The organism is Thermococcus profundus (assembly GCF_002214585.1).
Classification (GTDB): Archaea; Methanobacteriota_B; Thermococci; order Thermococcales; family Thermococcaceae; genus Thermococcus; species Thermococcus profundus.
Window position 1 is genome coordinate 331,236 of the sequence record NZ_CP014862.1, and the last position, 15,832, is coordinate 347,067.

Annotated in this window: 15 protein-coding genes; 9 read left to right on the plus strand and 6 right to left on the minus strand. The window is 48.9% G+C overall.

Annotated features, from left to right (window positions below; genetic code table 11):
• Positions 1–5 precede the first annotated feature (5 nt).
• From A3L09_RS01820 to A3L09_RS01830, 3 genes are all read left to right on the plus strand, one after another.
• Positions 6–677, plus strand: coding sequence for a glycosyltransferase family 2 protein (locus tag A3L09_RS01820; protein ID WP_088857356.1), 672 nt, complete (start codon positions 6–8; stop codon positions 675–677).
• 198 nt (positions 678–875) lie between these two features.
• Positions 876–2,291 carry a 2-C-methyl-D-erythritol 4-phosphate cytidylyltransferase gene (gene ispD / locus A3L09_RS01825; RefSeq protein WP_088857357.1) on the plus strand — a complete coding sequence of 472 codons (1,416 nt, stop codon included), beginning with the start codon at positions 876–878 and terminating at the stop codon, positions 2,289–2,291.
• A gap of 128 nt (positions 2,292–2,419) precedes the next feature.
• Positions 2,420–3,505, plus strand: coding sequence for a CDP-glycerol glycerophosphotransferase family protein (locus A3L09_RS01830; protein ID WP_232473603.1), 1,086 nt, complete (start codon positions 2,420–2,422; stop codon positions 3,503–3,505).
• Positions 3,506–3,844: 339 nt separating this feature from the next.
• On the opposite strand, the gene A3L09_RS01835 is transcribed toward A3L09_RS01830, so the two are convergent.
• The gene (locus A3L09_RS01835) at positions 3,845–5,077 is read right to left on the minus strand and encodes a flippase (RefSeq protein ID WP_088857359.1); all 1,233 of its coding nucleotides are present in this window, start codon (positions 5,075–5,077) and stop codon (positions 3,845–3,847) included.
• A 33-nt stretch (positions 5,078–5,110) separates the two neighbouring features.
• Positions 5,111–6,106 carry a sugar phosphate nucleotidyltransferase gene (locus A3L09_RS01840; RefSeq protein ID WP_088857360.1) on the minus strand — a complete coding sequence of 332 codons (996 nt, stop codon included), beginning with the start codon at positions 6,104–6,106 and terminating at the stop codon, positions 5,111–5,113.
• Positions 6,107–6,218: 112 nt separating this feature from the next.
• Between A3L09_RS01840 and A3L09_RS01845 the strand changes: the two genes are divergently transcribed.
• The 3 genes from A3L09_RS01845 to A3L09_RS01855 all read left to right on the plus strand — a co-directional run bounded on the left by A3L09_RS01845 (position 6,219) and on the right by A3L09_RS01855 (position 8,993).
• Complete coding sequence (locus A3L09_RS01845) at positions 6,219–7,172, plus strand: NAD-dependent epimerase/dehydratase family protein (protein ID WP_088857361.1); 954 nt, start codon at positions 6,219–6,221, stop codon at positions 7,170–7,172.
• A 158-nt stretch (positions 7,173–7,330) separates the two neighbouring features.
• Complete coding sequence (locus A3L09_RS01850) at positions 7,331–7,927, plus strand: TasA family protein (RefSeq protein ID WP_088857362.1); 597 nt, start codon at positions 7,331–7,333, stop codon at positions 7,925–7,927.
• Between the two features lie 205 nt (positions 7,928–8,132).
• The gene (locus A3L09_RS01855) at positions 8,133–8,993 is read left to right on the plus strand and encodes a cation diffusion facilitator family transporter (protein ID WP_088857363.1); all 861 of its coding nucleotides are present in this window, start codon (positions 8,133–8,135) and stop codon (positions 8,991–8,993) included.
• Here A3L09_RS01855 and mfnA read toward each other — a convergent pair.
• Genes mfnA through A3L09_RS01870 form a run of 3 tightly spaced genes read right to left on the minus strand, consistent with a single transcriptional unit; the run spans position 8,983 to position 11,614 of the window.
• Entirely contained in the window at positions 8,983–10,146 is a 1,164-nt protein-coding gene (mfnA, locus tag A3L09_RS01860; RefSeq protein WP_088857364.1) for a tyrosine decarboxylase MfnA, read from the minus strand. The two genes, A3L09_RS01855 and mfnA, sit on opposite strands and share 11 nt — an antisense overlap.
• 33 nt (positions 10,147–10,179) lie before the next feature.
• Entirely contained in the window at positions 10,180–11,367 is a 1,188-nt protein-coding gene (locus A3L09_RS01865) for a cation:proton antiporter (RefSeq protein ID WP_088857365.1), read from the minus strand.
• Between the two features lies 1 nt (position 11,368).
• Positions 11,369–11,614 (minus strand): TIGR00304 family membrane protein, encoded by a 246-nt coding sequence (locus A3L09_RS01870; RefSeq protein WP_088857366.1) that lies wholly within the window; start codon positions 11,612–11,614, stop codon positions 11,369–11,371.
• Positions 11,615–11,707: 93 nt separating this feature from the next.
• On the opposite strand from A3L09_RS01870, the gene A3L09_RS01875 reads away from it, so the two are divergent.
• The 3 genes from A3L09_RS01875 to A3L09_RS01885 all read left to right on the plus strand — a co-directional run bounded on the left by A3L09_RS01875 (position 11,708) and on the right by A3L09_RS01885 (position 15,026).
• Entirely contained in the window at positions 11,708–12,409 is a 702-nt protein-coding gene (locus A3L09_RS01875; RefSeq protein WP_088857367.1) for an HAD family hydrolase, read from the plus strand.
• Positions 12,375–13,001: a diacylglycerol/polyprenol kinase family protein gene (locus A3L09_RS01880; RefSeq protein WP_088857368.1), complete on the plus strand. Its 627-nt coding sequence runs from the start codon at positions 12,375–12,377 to the stop codon at positions 12,999–13,001. The genes A3L09_RS01875 and A3L09_RS01880 overlap by 35 nt, the downstream gene beginning before the upstream one ends.
• A gap of 63 nt (positions 13,002–13,064) precedes the next feature.
• Entirely contained in the window at positions 13,065–15,026 is a 1,962-nt protein-coding gene (locus A3L09_RS01885; RefSeq protein ID WP_088857369.1) for an alpha-amylase/4-alpha-glucanotransferase domain-containing protein, read from the plus strand.
• A gap of 22 nt (positions 15,027–15,048) precedes the next feature.
• On the opposite strand, the gene A3L09_RS01890 is transcribed toward A3L09_RS01885, so the two are convergent.
• Positions 15,049–15,648, minus strand: a complete 600-nt coding sequence (locus tag A3L09_RS01890) for a DUF257 family protein (protein ID WP_157727180.1) — start codon at positions 15,646–15,648, stop codon at positions 15,049–15,051.
• Positions 15,649–15,832 lie beyond the last annotated feature (184 nt).

A 15,832-nucleotide genomic window follows, 5' to 3' on the forward strand; every position in this document is an offset into this window, starting at 1 on the left:
GGATTATGAAACCTAGGATATCCGTAGTTGTGTGTACGAAAAATAGCGAAAGCACACTTGATTTAACACTCAGCTCGATTTCACGACTCAACCCCTTTGAAATAATAATAATCGATGGAGGCTCAAAAGACAAAACACTTGAAATCGCAAAAAAGTACACGAGACGTATCTATTCTGACAACGGTAAGGGGTTAGCGTATGCAAGACAAATGGGGGCAGTGTTAGCTAGGGGAGATTATGTACTATACCTTGATTCAGACGTAGAAGTAAATGATCCGTTATTCTTTGAGAGATTATTGGGAGAGATGGAGAGAAGGAACTGGATAGCAGTCCATCCTCAAGTGAAAAGTTTGTCCAAAAACGGCCTGTGGGAAGATGGTGTGGATTTTTATTTTTCGATGAAATTCAATATTCCAGGAGAACACAGATATCTTCCGCTGATGGCTTGTATGATAAAAAGGGATGTGCTTTTGGAAATAAGCTTTGATGTCCGATTCAAGGGGGCGGGAGAGGACCATGACTTTTGGGCTAGAGCGTTTCAAAATGGATACCGCTTTGGTGTTGCCAGATGTTGTTGGGTATTTCATCACCATCGTAGTTCTTTTAAGGAATTTGTCAAACAGAGGATTTGGTATGGGCGGGGCAATGTGTTGCTTTTCTCAAAATACAGAGATTAGTCAAGGTTGCTTAATCCTCTCGGCACGATAGTTAGTGGAACGCTGTTAAGTTTGCTCTCCAATAAGTTGAGATTCCTGTTTTTCTTTATGATATGGGGATTAAGCTTGGGTGCTGGTGAGTTATTAGAAATGTTGGATTTGGTTAGCTTGAAAAATATTAAAAAGGTCAGCATCACAAAGGTTTAAAGGGTGGACCTAATGAGTTATGGTAAAACTGTTGCTATAATACTGGCAGGCGGAACTGGTTCTCGTGTGGGATGGGACGTACCCAAGCAGTTTGTTAAGATAGCTGGCAAAAAGGTAATCGAACACACCTTAGATGTGTTTCAAAATCATCCTTTAGTGGATGAGATTTACGTTGTTATAAATCCTAATTATTACGAGTATTTTAACGAGGTAATTTTGTCGAAATATCCCAAAATCAGGAAAGTTTTAAATGGTGGGAATACTAGGCAGGAATCCTCGAGGATTGGAGTATTTGCCACGGAGGATGACGTTGAGAATATACTTATCCACGATGCCGTTAGGCCATTAATTACATCGGACATAATCACAAGAGTAATCAAGGCTCTTGAAAACTCTTGTGCTGTGGATGTTGTTATTCCTGCTGTCGATACAGTTGTGGTATCGGATGGGCATAAAATTCTAAGGATACCTCCGCGAGGATACCTTTATTATGGGCAAACCCCTCAGGGATTCAAAAGAAAAGTTATACTAAAGGCCCATAAGCTTGCGGAGGAGGAAGGCTTTGACAACGCCACTGATGACTGTTCCTTGGTACTCAGGTATGATCTTTGTGATGTTACTATAGTCCAAGGATCAAAGACCAATATTAAATTTACTTATGATGTTGATTACTACCTCCTGGATATTCTATTCCAATTACGCAATGAGTTTATCTTGGATGAAAATATAACTAGGGACCACATTGAATCGCTTTTGAGCGCACTTAGGGATAAAGTCATAGTAGTCTTTGGAGGGACAAGTGGCATTGGAGAGAAAATTGTAGATATCTCAAGAGGATATGGGGCTAAAGTGTATCCCTTCTCTAGGAGATTGGGAGTAGATGTCAGTAATCCTCAGGATGTAGAAAGGGCCATTAAGGAAGTCTACGAAAGGGAGGGAAGAATAGATTATATTATAAACACTGCTGGTATTCTTTATATGGGGCCCATTCAATCGAGAGAGCTTAAGGATATTCAGAATGAAATAAACGTTAATTATCTCGGATCTATTTATGTCACCAAATTTGGACTGAAGTATCTTGCTCCTAACGGCGCAATAGTGCTTTTTGGTTCTAGTTCATACACAAGAGGTCGTAGGAACTATTCAGTTTACTCTTCGACTAAAGCGGCTCTAGTTAACTTTGTTCAGGCAGTCTCTGATGAAATATCGGATAAAGGCCAGAGGATATTTATCGTTGTTCCTGAAAGAACAAAAACCCCATTACGGATCAGGAATTTTGGTTATGAACCGGACGAGACGTTGTTAATGCCGGAATCTGTTGCTTATGTGACGTTGCTGGCATTGACTTCTGGGATTACTGGAGTTCCAGTTCCCGTGAGAAAAAGTGTTGAAGAAAAAACACTTAGAAAACTTGGTTTAATTGACTAGGGGGGGAGATATTGTTCATCTCCCATCATATCAAACGAGAACTGGTTAATATTCCTAATAGATTCCTCCCAAAAAGGAGTGATGCAGTTTCTGTGATTACTCCTCGGATTGGTGATAATGCATTTTATGTGTTTGATTACCTATCGACTAGCACCGATTATGATGTCAAATTTTTATTTGTCCAATGGCCAATGCCTTCTAAATTGATGACCACTGTTCTTGAAAATATGAAAACAAAATACGGTGAAGATAAGGTCTTGTTTCTAAGATCTAGCAGGGGCTTAAAACACTACTACTCCTCGAGCTGGGTATTTAGTGATGGATATGTCGCTGTAACAAAACCTCTTGGAAATCAAAAAGTTGTTCAACTGTGGCATGGATATATTGGAAAAAGAATAGGCTATCTCAACCCCTCTACACCGGATGAAACTTCACTATTTCGGTGGACTACTTCTGTCTTTACAACTCAATCCTCGTTTCTTGCTCTTCAATTTATTGCAGAATTTGGATTGTCCCCTAATTCATTTGTCCTAACGTCCTCCCCTAGGTTTGATTTGATACTCCCTAAACAATCCAAAGATAGGGCGTTTAATGCACTTTCTTCAATGGGAATAGATACTTCATACAAGCATCTCGTACTTGCTGCACCAACTTTCCGTAGGGATAGAATGAATAATGTAGACCCTCACTCAAGTTTCAATATAATTTCTCATTATCTCTCTGAGGACGTGGAAAAGTTTCTGGTTGAAAATGATATTCTTCTGGTCCTTAAACCTCACCAGACCCTTACAAAATATCCTGAATATCTAAATAAGCTTTCTAAAGAAAGAGAAAATATAGTGTTTATTGATAATTCTATGTTATACTCCAATCTTCTGGGTATTACTAATATACTACCTGCATTTGATGCTTTAATAACAGATTATTCAAGCGTCTTTGTGGATTACTTACTTCTAAATAGACCTGTTATCTTTTATGTTCCGGATTATGAGGATGCAATAAAATCTTTGGGATACACTGTAAACTTTGATACGTATACTCCAGGCCCAAAGGTAAAAACAGTGAATGAACTTATATCCGCAATTGAGGCTGTATTATTTAGTGAAAAGGATCCATATCTCGAAAAACGAAAATGCATCAGGGATGTCTTAATAGAAAAATGGTACCCAGAGGATAATACTAAAATTTTGCTTAAAGATATTGGGTTTCTTTAGGGGTTAAGTTTTTTTGTTTACTTCCAGTAATGCTTTGGGAACATATGGGTCATCTAATTGATTGAGAGCAATTCTAATAACCGTTCTATCTTTATTTTTGTTTTATGTATGCTTTTTGATACCGTTCTGATCATGTAGGTAGGGATTTAAATTTCAAGATTGACAAATGAGCTATTCTCAACCCCACATTAATTTTGAGCTTGAACTGGTCTTATATACAGGCAAACTTTTCGAATTCTTAAAATACCGGTCGATATCTGAACTATAATTCCCAATTTAATGTAAAGAATCCTTTCTTAACTGTATTCTCGTAATGCCTCTGGTTGGAGTTGTTAGGGTTCAATGTTGATAAATAAGATACACCGTATTTAAAACACTTGCCACTCCTTGACTTACCACCGTCGCCACTGCCGCCCCGCTCGCCCCATAATTTAGTATCATAAAGTAATTCAGCATAACGTTTAGCAAAGCTGTGAACCCTGTTATTTTGGTAAAAGTTAGTTCCCTTCCGGTTGCATTCAAAAAGCTTCCAAATAACGAGTTCATGAACATGAATGGAATGGCAAAGGCTAGGATCCTGAGTACCGAGGCACTGTATAGGAAGCCCTCTCCAAACACGATAATGACTCCCCACTCTGCGAGTATGTAATAACCTGCTGTTCCAGCGATGCCTAGGGCTCCCAAAATCTGAAAGCTTTTCTTTAGCAGGATTCTGAGTGTTTTTCTATCCCTCTCCCAGAGTCTTGCCATAGACGGCATAGTTGTTGAGACGACGATATTTGGAACGAACAGGGAAACTTCGATCAGCGTGTAGGCTGCCCTGTAGATCCCAGTCTCATAGTCTCCACGCATTAGGCTCAGCATCACCATATCGGTACGGTAGTAGATGAGGGTGAAGAGACCAATGAGCCAAAAGGGATAGGATTTTCTGAGAAGGGAGAGCCATGCCTCCGGTTTGAAACGTATCTTGACTTCATTCGCAAACCGTGAACCCCACTTCATCCTCAGGAGTTCTCTAATTGAGTAGCCCACAAGGAGGGTTATTATGAATGGTCTGAGGGATTTAGAGAGGTAGAGAACAGCCCCCCCAACGAAAAACGCCCAGAATCTCTCGATGGTTTTTGCAATAGCCTCGTACTTCGTGACTTCATTGGCGTACATAAGTCTCACAAACACGTATGAAACCCAAGTGAGCATAGCCTCGGCTCCGGCCAGTATTATGAGAACCTTCATCCAGGCCGGCTTTGGGAGGGGTAGCGTTAGGATCAGGATTATTCCAAAATTAACTAGCGCCAACACGATCTTGAGTCCTAAGACATCTGGAAGAAGCTCTTCGGCTCTGCCCCTGTTTCTTGCAACCTCGCGCATAAAGTAGTAACCAACTCCGAGATCCGAAAAAATCCCCAGTAGCCCCACGTAGTAGAAAATGAACGAGTACTGGCCGAGTCCCTCCGGGCCTAGGGTTCTGCTTAGAATGACGATGATGCCGTAGGCCAATAACTTTGAAATGATCTCGGCACCAAAAAGCCAGCCTGCGTTTTTTATCAGCTTCAATTTTAAACTTTCGGTCATAGCGACTTCTCAATGGAAACGAGAATTAAAAACTTAATCCCCCCTCTGTATCTTCGCGTGTCCTCCGACCAGGCTCTTCTTCAGCTCGAGGTTCCTTATCTCGCACTTCTCATCGATTATAGAACGCCATATTGTTGCATTCTTAAGCACGGTGCCCTTGAAGACTATCGAGTCGCTTATATCTGAGTTCTCTATGACGCAGTCCTCTCCTATGTACGCGTATGGTCCTATTATTGATCGTCCCAGTATTTTCGTACCCCTCTTTATGACCACCGGCGGGATTATCTTTGAGTAGGGGCTTATCTGGATCTCCTCGATATGGCTCTCCTTTAGGAGCGTCTTGAGGGCCTCGAGGTAGCTGTCAGCGCTCCCGATATCGTACCAGAACTCAGAGAAGCGGTAGGCCCGTATCTCAATTCCCCTCCTCAGAAGCCAGCTGAGGAAGTACCCTGGCGCGTCTCTGTGGCCGTTTGCGAGGTATTCATCAATGAGCGCCATAACCTCCTTCGGAAGGGCGTAGACACCGGTGCTTATCAGCGTGGACTTCGGCACGGCCGGCTTCTCTTCGAAGTCCACAACCTTGTCTCCCTCCAGGAGGACAACACCGTATCTCTTGGCGAGCTCTGGATCGCCAACATCGTAGACCGCTATCAGAGGCTTCCCATTATATCTCTGAAGGAAGTCTTGGAGCGAGAACGAGAACAGGTTGTCGCCGGCGATAATCAGGTAGTCATCCAAACCGACCTCCTCGATTATCTTCTTCAGCGCTCCTATTGTTCCTAGCTTCTCCTCCTCGTGCAGGGTGTCCTCTACTATGAGTTTGACGCCCCATTTCTCAGCAAACGGCCTGAATCTGCTCTCGAAGAACCTGTTGGTCGAGATGTAGGTCTCAAGGTCGGTTTCCATAACCTTCTCCATTATGTGATCCAGTATTGTTTTGTCCCCCACCGGCAGGAGGGCCTTGGGGACGTCCTTCGTGATCGGCCAGAGCCTCGTTGCATATCCCCCGGCCATTATGACAGCCTTCATTGTTATCACCTAACGCCAGCATCATGTCTTGTTTTAAATCCTCACGAGCGCTCTAAACTGTGCTGGAAACTTATTTAAGTTCTTCCCTTTATCCTATCGAGGTGAGATAGAAATGAAAGTCCTAGTTACGGGCGGCGCCGGTTTCATCGGCTCCCACCTGGTTGACAGGCTTATGGAGAGCGGCTACGAGGTTATGGTCTTGGACAACCTGAGTGCTGGGAGCATCGACAACATAAGGCACTGGATTGGTGACGAGCGCTTTGAGTTCATAAATGGGGACATGATCGACGGGGAAACTGTGAAACGGGCCCTTGAGGGAGTCGATGCGGTCTTTCACCTTGCGGCCAATCCGGAGGTTAGAATAAGTGCCCAGAGCCCTGAGAAGCTCTACGAGAGCAACGTGACGATAACCTACAACCTCTTGGAGGCTATGAGAGATTCCGACGTTGAATACCTCATCTTCACGAGCTCCTCAACTGTTTACGGCGATGCTGAGATCATCCCCACCCCCGAGAACTATGGGCCTCTCAAACCGATAAGCGTCTACGGAGGGGCCAAGTTAGCGGCCGAGGCGATAATAAGCGGCTATGCTCACATATTTGGCTTTAAGGCCCTGAGCTTCCGCCTGGCGAACATCATCGGGAAGCGCTCGAACCACGGAGTTATATACGACTTCATCAATAAACTGCGGAAGAACCCGAACGAGCTGGAAATCCTCGGCGACGGCACCCAGAGGAAGAGCTACCTCCACGTGAGCGACACGGTTGAGGGAATGCTTCACATCTTTGATCACTTCAGGAAAAGCGGCGAGACCTACGACGTCTACAACCTCGGCAGCGACGACTGGATAACGGTAAAGGAGATAGCCGAGATAGTGAGCGAGGAGATGGGATTGAGTCCTAAGTTCCGCTTCACCGGAGGAGTTGATGGCGGAAGGGGATGGAAGGGCGACGTTAAGCTCATGCTCCTCGATATAAGCAGGGCGAAATCGACGGGCTGGAAGCCAAGGCTCAACAGCTACGAGGCCGTCAGAAAGACCGTTAGGGAACTGCTGGGAAAGGAGTGATTGATTGGTTTTTACCTCTATCATTTTCTTCGTCTTAGGCATTGTCACTCCTTGGGTATTGAAGACGTTACCCCCGGCATTTTGTACAACTTATTAACCGAAAATTTTAAATATCTTGGATGGTCTATTTTCATGACAACTACTGTTGGTGGTACAAAATGAAACGCGTGTTTGTTGTGGGATTGGTGGCCGTGCTTGTCTTCCTGGCCGGCGTCAAGTTTGGGGTTTCGTACTTCAGCGACGTTGCAAAGTCAGAAAACAACGAGTTCTCAACGGGTGAGTTCGACATCGGGATAAGCAGGGACGGGAGCAGATACTACGATGACTACAGGATCTTCGAGTTTGGGAATCTCCTTCCGGGCGAGGAAAAGACGATCCGTTTCTACCTCAAGAACCGCGGCGATTATCCAGTATCCACTATCTCAATGGTTCTTAACGTTACTGACCTTGAGGACGGCTCTCTCTCCAAGGCGGAAGTCCTCGTAGACAACACCCCCGACGTTGGAGAGCTGAGCAGGTATCTGGTGATCAAAGATTTCCGGGTAACGTTCAACGGCACCACAGTTACTCTCGATCGGTACAAAGGGAAATCCCTCAGGGAGCTCAACAACACTCAACTGAATCTCTTTAGCGGTAAACTTCCGAAAAACGGGGCCGTTGAGGTGACGATGACCATCCAGCTCTCGTCCGATGCCGGAAACGACTGTCAGACCGATACCTCGAAGGTGGCGATGCTCATCACAGCCTCCCAGTGAGCGGAAGCCACTTAAACCCCCTCTCCAATTTTCCCCTGCGATGATGAGTGATGGGCGAACCGACCGGTGAGGAAGGAAAGGTGATCGCTGAGCAACCCTTTTAAGCCCCATCTCCTACCTTTTCTGGGATGATGAGTTCAGCCTTGTCCGAGCTGTGACGAGGGAGTGACGGACTGACCGTCCAGCTTAGTTCGGAGGGTGGCCTTTGGAGGAGCTCTACCGCCCGATATGGGCCTCAGTAGTTGGGAACGTTCTCCTCGCCCTGTTCAAATTGATGGTGGGTGTTCTCTACTCCAGCATAGCCCTCATCTCCGATGGCGTTCATTCCTTAAGTGATGTGATTACCAGTGTTATGGGCTATTTTGGGATGAAGGTTTCCTCAAAGCCTCCAGATAAAAGTCACCCCTTTGGACACTCCCGCTTTGAACCCCTTGTGGCCTTCCTCATGGCTGAAGCGCTCCTTCTCGTGGTCTATGAAATCGGGAGGGATTCAATTTTCAGGCTTCTCCACGGAAATGTTATTGAGGTTAACTCCATCATGCTCGCAGTTACGGTTCTGTCGATCCTTGCAAAGGAACTCATGTTCCGCTACTCCCTCCACGTCGGCAGAAAGCTCCACAGCCAGATACTCATCGCCGACGCGTACCACCACAGGAGTGACTCGCTGAGCAGCGTGGCTGTTCTGGCTGGCTTAGGTCTCCAGAAGTTCGGCTTCAAGTACGGCGATGCTCTTGCCGGCCTTTTGGTATCGCTCTTCCTCGTGAAGGTCGCCTTTGAAATTCTTCTGGAAAACCTCGGCTACCTGACAGGTCAGGCCCCTCCCTTTGAGGTGTGCGAGGAGATAAGGGAGCGCGCCATGGGCGTCCCAAACGTCCTGGGAGTCCACGACCTCAGGGCGCACTACGTTGGAAACAGACTCCACGTTGAGCTCCACATAGAGGTTCCACCCTATCTGAGCCTGAAAGAAGCGCACGACGTCAGCGAGGAGGTTAAGGAGCGGATCGAGGAGATTCCAGAGGTTGAGAGGGCATTCGTTCATGTGGATATAAAGGGTGTTACTGAGTGATAGTGGCCGTAATTTCTCTCAAGTCCCTCAAAAACTCCTCCAAATGCTTCCGCTTGACGTGAGGCATGACTACGATCCTTATGTAGCCTCTATGGGCGCTTATTCCCCATCCCCTCGCCTTAAGCTCTTTTTCGAGCTCTTCGAGCTTTTTTGAGCCAAAGGAGACTATGTTCAGAACGGGTTCGCGGATGAGGTAAACTCCAGGGATCATCTTCAGCTCCCCCGCGAACCACCTGGCTAGCTCCATCTTCTCCTTGACGATTTCTTTGTATCCTTCGAAGCCGAGGTGCTTTATCATTGCCCACACGGCCAAGGCGTTGGCCCCTGGCCTTGTTCCGGTAATGGTTGCCTGCCATATCTTTCCACCGGCCAGATAAGGCGCTAAAATGCTTATGCTCTCCAAGAATTTCTTCTCACGGAAGATTATGCCTCCAGCCGGGATCGGCACCATGCCCATCTTGTGGGGATCTATCGTTATGCTCTTCACTCCCTTGAGCCTGAAATCGAAGTCCGGGATATTGTAACCGAGGGCTTTCGCAAAGGGTATCACAAAGCCTCCAAAGGCTGCATCAACGTGAAGGGGGAGGCCGTAATCAAGGGCCAGATCGCTCAATGAGGGGATGTCATCGACGACTCCCAGGCCGGTCGTTCCGGCTATTCCGACGATGCCTATCGTGTTGTCACCTATCCTCTCCTCAACCTCCTTCACGTTGACGGTGTAGTCGTCGTTAAGCCTTGCCCAGACGAGCTTCACACCGAGCATCTCGGCGGCCTTAATGAAAGAGAAGTGGGCGCTCTCCGGTAAAATCAGCTCCGGCTTTTCCACCCCTGCGAGGTTCCTCATTGCCCTCACGGCCAGGATGTTCGCCTCGGTTCCCCCAGAGACTATATGGCCGTAGCCCTTCTCCAGCCCCAGGAGGCTGGCCAGCATATCAACGGCCTCTTTCTCGATTCTCTGGCTCCCGACGTGAAGGCCGGGATCGCCCAGATTTCTATCGATGTACCTCATAACGACCTCTACCGCGAAGGGGTGAGGATAAGTGCACATCGAACCCAGGATTTTTCCAGAATCGAAAGTCAGATCTTCCCCAGTCTTATCTTCAAGCTCTCCAAGGACATCTTCCTCGCTCGCTCCATTCATCGGAAACCTCATTCTCCCACCAGCGTTCCATCTCAGTGGGGCAATTTAAGCTTTTGCCCGTGATTTTAACCTTTTGATGTATGCCTTAAAGAGGATCGGCGTCGTGAGGGCGGTGAGCATCGAGACGGTTATAACGCTCGCGAATATTCCCTGATCTATTAAGCCGGCGTTGAGACCGAATGTCAGGACGGCCAGCTCCAGGCTTCCCCTTCCGCCCATCCCGATTCCTATAAGGGCCGAATCCTCCCAGCTGAGGCCGAAGAGCTTTGAACCGATGCCGCAGCCGAGGAACTTTCCGAGGATGGCCGATGTGTACAGGGCTAGGATGAGGGTTGCGCTGACCTCCTCTAGTGGTGGGTTGAACATCAAGCCGACGTAGATAAAGAACAGGGGTATGAAGAACTCCGTGAGAACGACTTCGAGATTTTCTATGAGCTCGTTGAGTTTTATGCGGGTGACTATCATCGGGTCCTTCCTCTCGCGTAGCCTGCTTATCGTGAGCCCGGCTAGGTATGCGCCTATTATCTGATTGAGACCCACCCACTCGGCTATTATGGCCAGTGTGAAGGTCAGGATCAGGGTGAAGGTGAAGAACACGTTGAGGTTGCGGACAACGTTCTTGAACCAGCGGGCGCGTTTGAAGACGTGTTCGGAGATGAGGAGGATTATGGCAATGAACGTGAATATCTTAACAGTCAGCACTCCAAACGCGGCCGCGTTGAGGTTTCCCCTGGTCATCTCCGTAACGATGCCGATCAGATATACGGCCATTATGTCGTCTGCAAAGGCCGCTCCCATGAGTATTGAGGAGACCTCGCGCTTTACCCTCTCCTTTACGAGCACCCCGCTGGTTACCTCGATCGCGGTGTTGCCGAGAACGACACCTACGAATATTGCGGCCGTCGTTCCCCTTCCGAAGAGCTCCATCGTGAGGAATCCGAATACGAAGGAGAAGAGAACTCCCAGGGCCGCTACTACCGTTGCCTTCTTGGTGTTCTGAGCTATCGCCGAGAAGTTGCTAGTTAGCCCCATGTAGAGCATCATCATTATGAGGCCGAACTGGGCTAAAACTTCAAGCTGTTCGCTGGGACGGATCGCGTTGAGGATAAATGGCCCCAGAAGTACGCCGGCGCTGACGTGGGCTATTATGGGGTGTATCTCGGCTTTTTCCATGAGCCACTCCAAACTTTTGGCAACGACCAGCAGAACCGCCAGGGCAGCCAGAAAGTCCACGTCATCCCCTCCTCAGGAGCAGGGTCCCTATTATCCAGAGAACCATCAGAACCACCGCAAGGATCATGGCGAGGGTCGCACCCCTTCCTGTGCCGAATACTATGGGAACGGGGCCTATCATTATCACTCCCCCGCCCTCAACCTGGGAATCGCCCCCGTAGGCTGAGATCAGCGTTCCCACGAAGACCAGCAGGAAACCTATGAATATCAGGACGATTCCCCCCAATATCAGAGCCTCTCCCCTCATCACTTTGAACCTCTTCCCCCAGCTTTTAAAATTAACCCGCCGCCGCTAGCCTTTTTAACCCCGCCCCCTACCCGGTACAGGTGGAGAACTCCGATGCTGGTCATAGTGGATCTCGATGATACCCTCTGCAACACGTGGGATGCTGGAAAGAGCGCCCTCCTGAGGCTGGGACTGCATCTCATAAGGAGGAGAAAGTTCAGGATGATAAAATACCTCCTCTTTCAGGGCTACCGTGAGCTTGAGGACGTTGAGACCCTTCACCGCATGGATCTGGAGGAGATCGCGGAGGAAATATTCCGGAGGGTCTACGGCGAGGTCCCGAGGGAGGAACTTGTGGAGAGCCTCCGTGTGGTGGACGCGGTCTTCTTTTCCAAACTGCGCCTCTATCCTGACGCACTCCCCTTCCTTGAAAACCTCAGGGGGATGGGTGCCAGACTGGTTCTCGTTACGGATTCCTCATCCCGCTGGCAGAGGAGGAAGATAGACTACCTCGGCATAGGGAAGTTCCTCGACGGGATCATAATAAGCGGGGAGACCGGGTATTCCAAACTCACCCCCCACAACTTCCGCCTTGCCCTCTCAAAGTTTCCGGATGATGAGGTCTATGTGGTGGGGGACCGGGACGATACGGACATGTCTGGCGCGAAGGCCATAGGCGCGGTGGGCATACTCGTCAGGAGGGGCTATTTCAAACGGAAGGGGGCTAAAAGGGCTGACTACGTCGTCAGGGACTTAAACGAGGCCTTGGAGGTGATAAAACGTGAACACGAGCTTAAAAAACGAGCTGAAGCGTAAGGCCCTTCACCTCACGGGACTCAGCGTTCCAATCCTCTATATCTTCACAGACACGAAGTTCATCCTGACCTTCATTGCCTTGGCCTTTGCCCTCTTCGTTGTTCTGGAGCCTTTCAGGATAATCGAGGAGCTGAGGGACAGGATTAAGGTTCGGCTCCGCCTTATAAACCCTGAGATGGTGGCGGGGATAGAGGTTCTGGAGAAGCACGTTAAGGACATAGAGCGGACTCACGAGAGGGGCAACGTTGCGGCCCACATATATTTTGCCCTTGCATCGCTCATCGTGGTCTACTTCTTCAGCGAGGAGATTGCCATAGCCTCCGTTACCCTGGCGACTCTGGGAGATGCCCTGGCGGCCATAATAGGCAAGAACTTTGGGAGGCACAGATTCGCGAACGGAAAGAGCCTGGAGGGCAGCCTGGCCTACTTCGTGACTGGACTCCTTGTCATAACCCCTCTCCTGGGAATTAAGGCCGCGGTTCTTGGCTCGCTAGTTGGGACGCTCGTCGAGTTCTACGGGGTTCCTCCCGACGACAACTTCTCCAATCAGGTGTGCGTTGCCCTCGCCCTCTACCTCTTCTCCCTCCTCTGAAGAGCAAAGTATTTATAGCCCAAGTTTAGTATCACCTTTAGTGATAAGTAGGTGGTGGTTGCCATGGTGAACTTCATATTCGGTATTCACAACCATCAGCCCCTTGGGAACTTTGGATGGGTCATGGAGAGCGCTTATGAGAGATCTTACCGGCCGTTTATGGAGACGCTGGAGGAGTATCCGAACATGAGGCTTGCCGTCCACTACTCGGGCCCTCTCTTGGAGTGGATAAGGGACAACAGGCCGGAGCACCTCGATCTCCTTCGCTCGCTCGTCAGAAAGGGTCAGCTTGAGATAGTTGTTGCTGGCTTCTATGAGCCTGTTCTCGCCTCAATCCCCAAGGAGGACAGGATAGTCCAGATTGAGAAGCTCAAGGATTTTGCTAAGAACCTTGGCTACGATGCCAAGGGCGTCTGGCTCACCGAGAGAGTATGGCAGCCCGAGCTGGTGAAGAGCCTCCGCGCTGCTGGAATAGACTACGTCATCGTCGACGACTACCACTTCATGAGCGCGGGCCTCTCGAAGGAAGAGCTGTTCTGGCCCTACTACACCGAGGACGGTGGTGAGGTTATATCCGTCTTCCCGATAGACGAGAAGCTTCGCTACCTAATCCCATTCCGCCAGGTTGATAAAACCCTTGAGTACCTCCACTCCCTTGACGACGGGGACGAGAGCAAGGTTGCGGTCTTCCACGACGACGGTGAGAAGTTCGGCGTCTGGCCCGGAACCCACGAGTGGGTCTACGAGAAGGGCTGGCTCAGGGAGTTCTTTGACAAAGTTTCCAGCGACGAGAGGATAAACCTCACCCTCTACTCCGAGTACCTCCAGAGGTTCAAGCCGCGCGGTCTGGTTTACCTTCCGATAGCCTCATACTTCGAGATGAGCGAGTGGTCCCTTCCGGCAAAGCAGGCCAAGCTCTTCGTGGAGTTCGTCGAAGAGCTGAAGAAAGAGAACAAGTTCGACCGCTACCGCGTTTTCGTTAGAGGTGGAATCTGGAAGAACTTCTTCTTCAAGTATCCGGAGAGCAACTACATGCACAAGAGGATGCTGATGGTTAGTAAAGCTGTCAGGGACAACCCGGAGGCAAGGGAGTTCATCCTCAAGGCTCAGTGCAACGACGCCTACTGGCACGGCGTCTTCGGTGGTGTCTACCTCCCGCACCTGCGCAGGGCCGTCTGGGAGAACATTATCAAGGCCCAGAGCCACGTCGAAACTGGAAGCTTCGTTAGGGACATCGACTTCGATGGTAGAGATGAGGTCTTCATAGAGAGCGAGAACTTCTACGCCGTCTTTAAACCAGCTTACGGCGGGGCCCTCTTCGAGCTTTCCTCCAAAAGGAAGGCCGTTAACTACAACGACGTGCTCGCGAGAAGGTGGGAGCACTACCACGAGGTTCCGGAGGCGGCGACTCCAGAGGAAGATGACGGAGAGGGTGTCGCCAGCATTCACGAGCTTGGGAAGCAGATTCCGGAGGAGATAAGGCGCGAGCTCGCCTACGACAACAGTTTGAGGGCTATCCTTCAGGACCACTTCCTTGAGCCCGAAACCAGCCTCGACGAGTACAGGCTGAACCGCTACGTCGAGCTTGGAGACTTTATCACAGGTGCCTACGACTTCAGCCTCTTCGAGAACGGCATAACCCTTGAGCGCGACGGGAGCGTGGCCAAAAAGCCCGCCCGCGTTGAGAAGTCGGTTAGATTAACCGAAGACGGCTTCATCGTTGACTACACCGTCAGAAGCGATGCCAGGGCCCTCTTCGGCGTCGAGCTTAATCTGGCGGTCCACAGCGTTATGGAAGAACCCAGGGAGTTTGAGGCGGAGAAGTTCGAGGTGAACGACCCCTACGGTATTGGGAAGGTTGAGATAGAGCTAGACAAAAAGGCAAAAGTATGGAAGTACCCGATAAAGACACTCAGCCAGAGCGAAAGCGGATGGGACTTCATCCAGCAGGGCGTCAGCTACACGGTTTTGTTCCCGGTTGACGGAGAGCTGAGGTTCAGGCTCCGCTTTAGAGAGCTCCTCTGAGGCCTTCTTCTTTTATGCTCTGTTAAAATCTGACGCAGATCCCTTCAAGCTCACTGTTGATGGACTTTATGATGTGGAACTCAATCATTCTTCCCATTTTGGAGGTTCTGATGACGGTAGTTGCCATATCTTCAAGTAAATTAAGCACGAATTTGCGGTTCTCTGGAAGGATGTCACTGTTCACGAGGAGTATCGTTATCCTCCTATCGTCCCCTATGTACTTGGCAAGCTGATCGATTATGAGCTGGACCGCACGTTCCGAGAGATTCAGGGCGGTGAAGAGCTTCTCAAGCCCGAAGGCGAGGGTTAGAACCTGGCCCTTTTCCTCGGAGAGTACTGCTCTGTACGCTTCATTGAACTTCTTTGACAGTATAACTGGCTCGGAAATGTCTTTTATCTTAACCCTTACGTTTCCAGCAGTGCTTCCTCCGCCAAGTTTTATCACATCTACGTTCTCCAAGGAGCTGGTTTCCATTCCCATAAGTTTCATCTTTGAGATCAGCGTTGAATACGCATCCAGTATATCCACAACAACAAGCTTTATTCCCCTTTTCCGGGCCCAAATTGCCGTGTGATACACCCCGATACCCATACTGCCCTCTCCACTCCTCTCGAAAAGCACAGTCTCCCCGGGTTTTACACTCTCCCAGATTGTTATCAAAAACATGTCCCGTAGGTTCATTGGAACTGCCTCCTAGTTGGTACTTTATGTGTCCAGACCTTAAATGGATTGCGTCCTGATTTTCTCTAGATGGAATAATTAGGAAAGCCAGTGGGGGCTATGTTATCATGCCCCTTTTTCTATT

What these genes read in the sequence shown, in the direction of transcription:
- A3L09_RS01875 (WP_088857367.1), top strand. Translation starts at nt 11,708, where the DNA reads ATGCTGGTCATAGTGGATCTCGATGATACCCTCTGCAACACGTGGGAT.
- ispD (WP_088857357.1), top strand. Translation starts at nt 876, where the DNA reads ATGAGTTATGGTAAAACTGTTGCTATAATACTGGCAGGCGGAACTGGT.
- A3L09_RS01870 (WP_088857366.1), bottom strand. Translation starts at nt 11,614, where the DNA reads ATGAGGGGAGAGGCTCTGATATTGGGGGGAATCGTCCTGATATTCATA.
- A3L09_RS01840 (WP_088857360.1), bottom strand. Translation starts at nt 6,106, where the DNA reads ATGAAGGCTGTCATAATGGCCGGGGGATATGCAACGAGGCTCTGGCCG.
- A3L09_RS01820 (WP_088857356.1), top strand. Translation starts at nt 6, where the DNA reads ATGAAACCTAGGATATCCGTAGTTGTGTGTACGAAAAATAGCGAAAGC.
- A3L09_RS01835 (WP_088857359.1), bottom strand. Translation starts at nt 5,077, where the DNA reads ATGACCGAAAGTTTAAAATTGAAGCTGATAAAAAACGCAGGCTGGCTT.
- A3L09_RS01850 (WP_088857362.1), top strand. Translation starts at nt 7,331, where the DNA reads ATGAAACGCGTGTTTGTTGTGGGATTGGTGGCCGTGCTTGTCTTCCTG.
- mfnA (WP_088857364.1), bottom strand. Translation starts at nt 10,146, where the DNA reads ATGAGGTTTCCGATGAATGGAGCGAGCGAGGAAGATGTCCTTGGAGAG.
- A3L09_RS01845 (WP_088857361.1), top strand. Translation starts at nt 6,219, where the DNA reads ATGAAAGTCCTAGTTACGGGCGGCGCCGGTTTCATCGGCTCCCACCTG.
- A3L09_RS01885 (WP_088857369.1), top strand. Translation starts at nt 13,065, where the DNA reads ATGGTGAACTTCATATTCGGTATTCACAACCATCAGCCCCTTGGGAAC.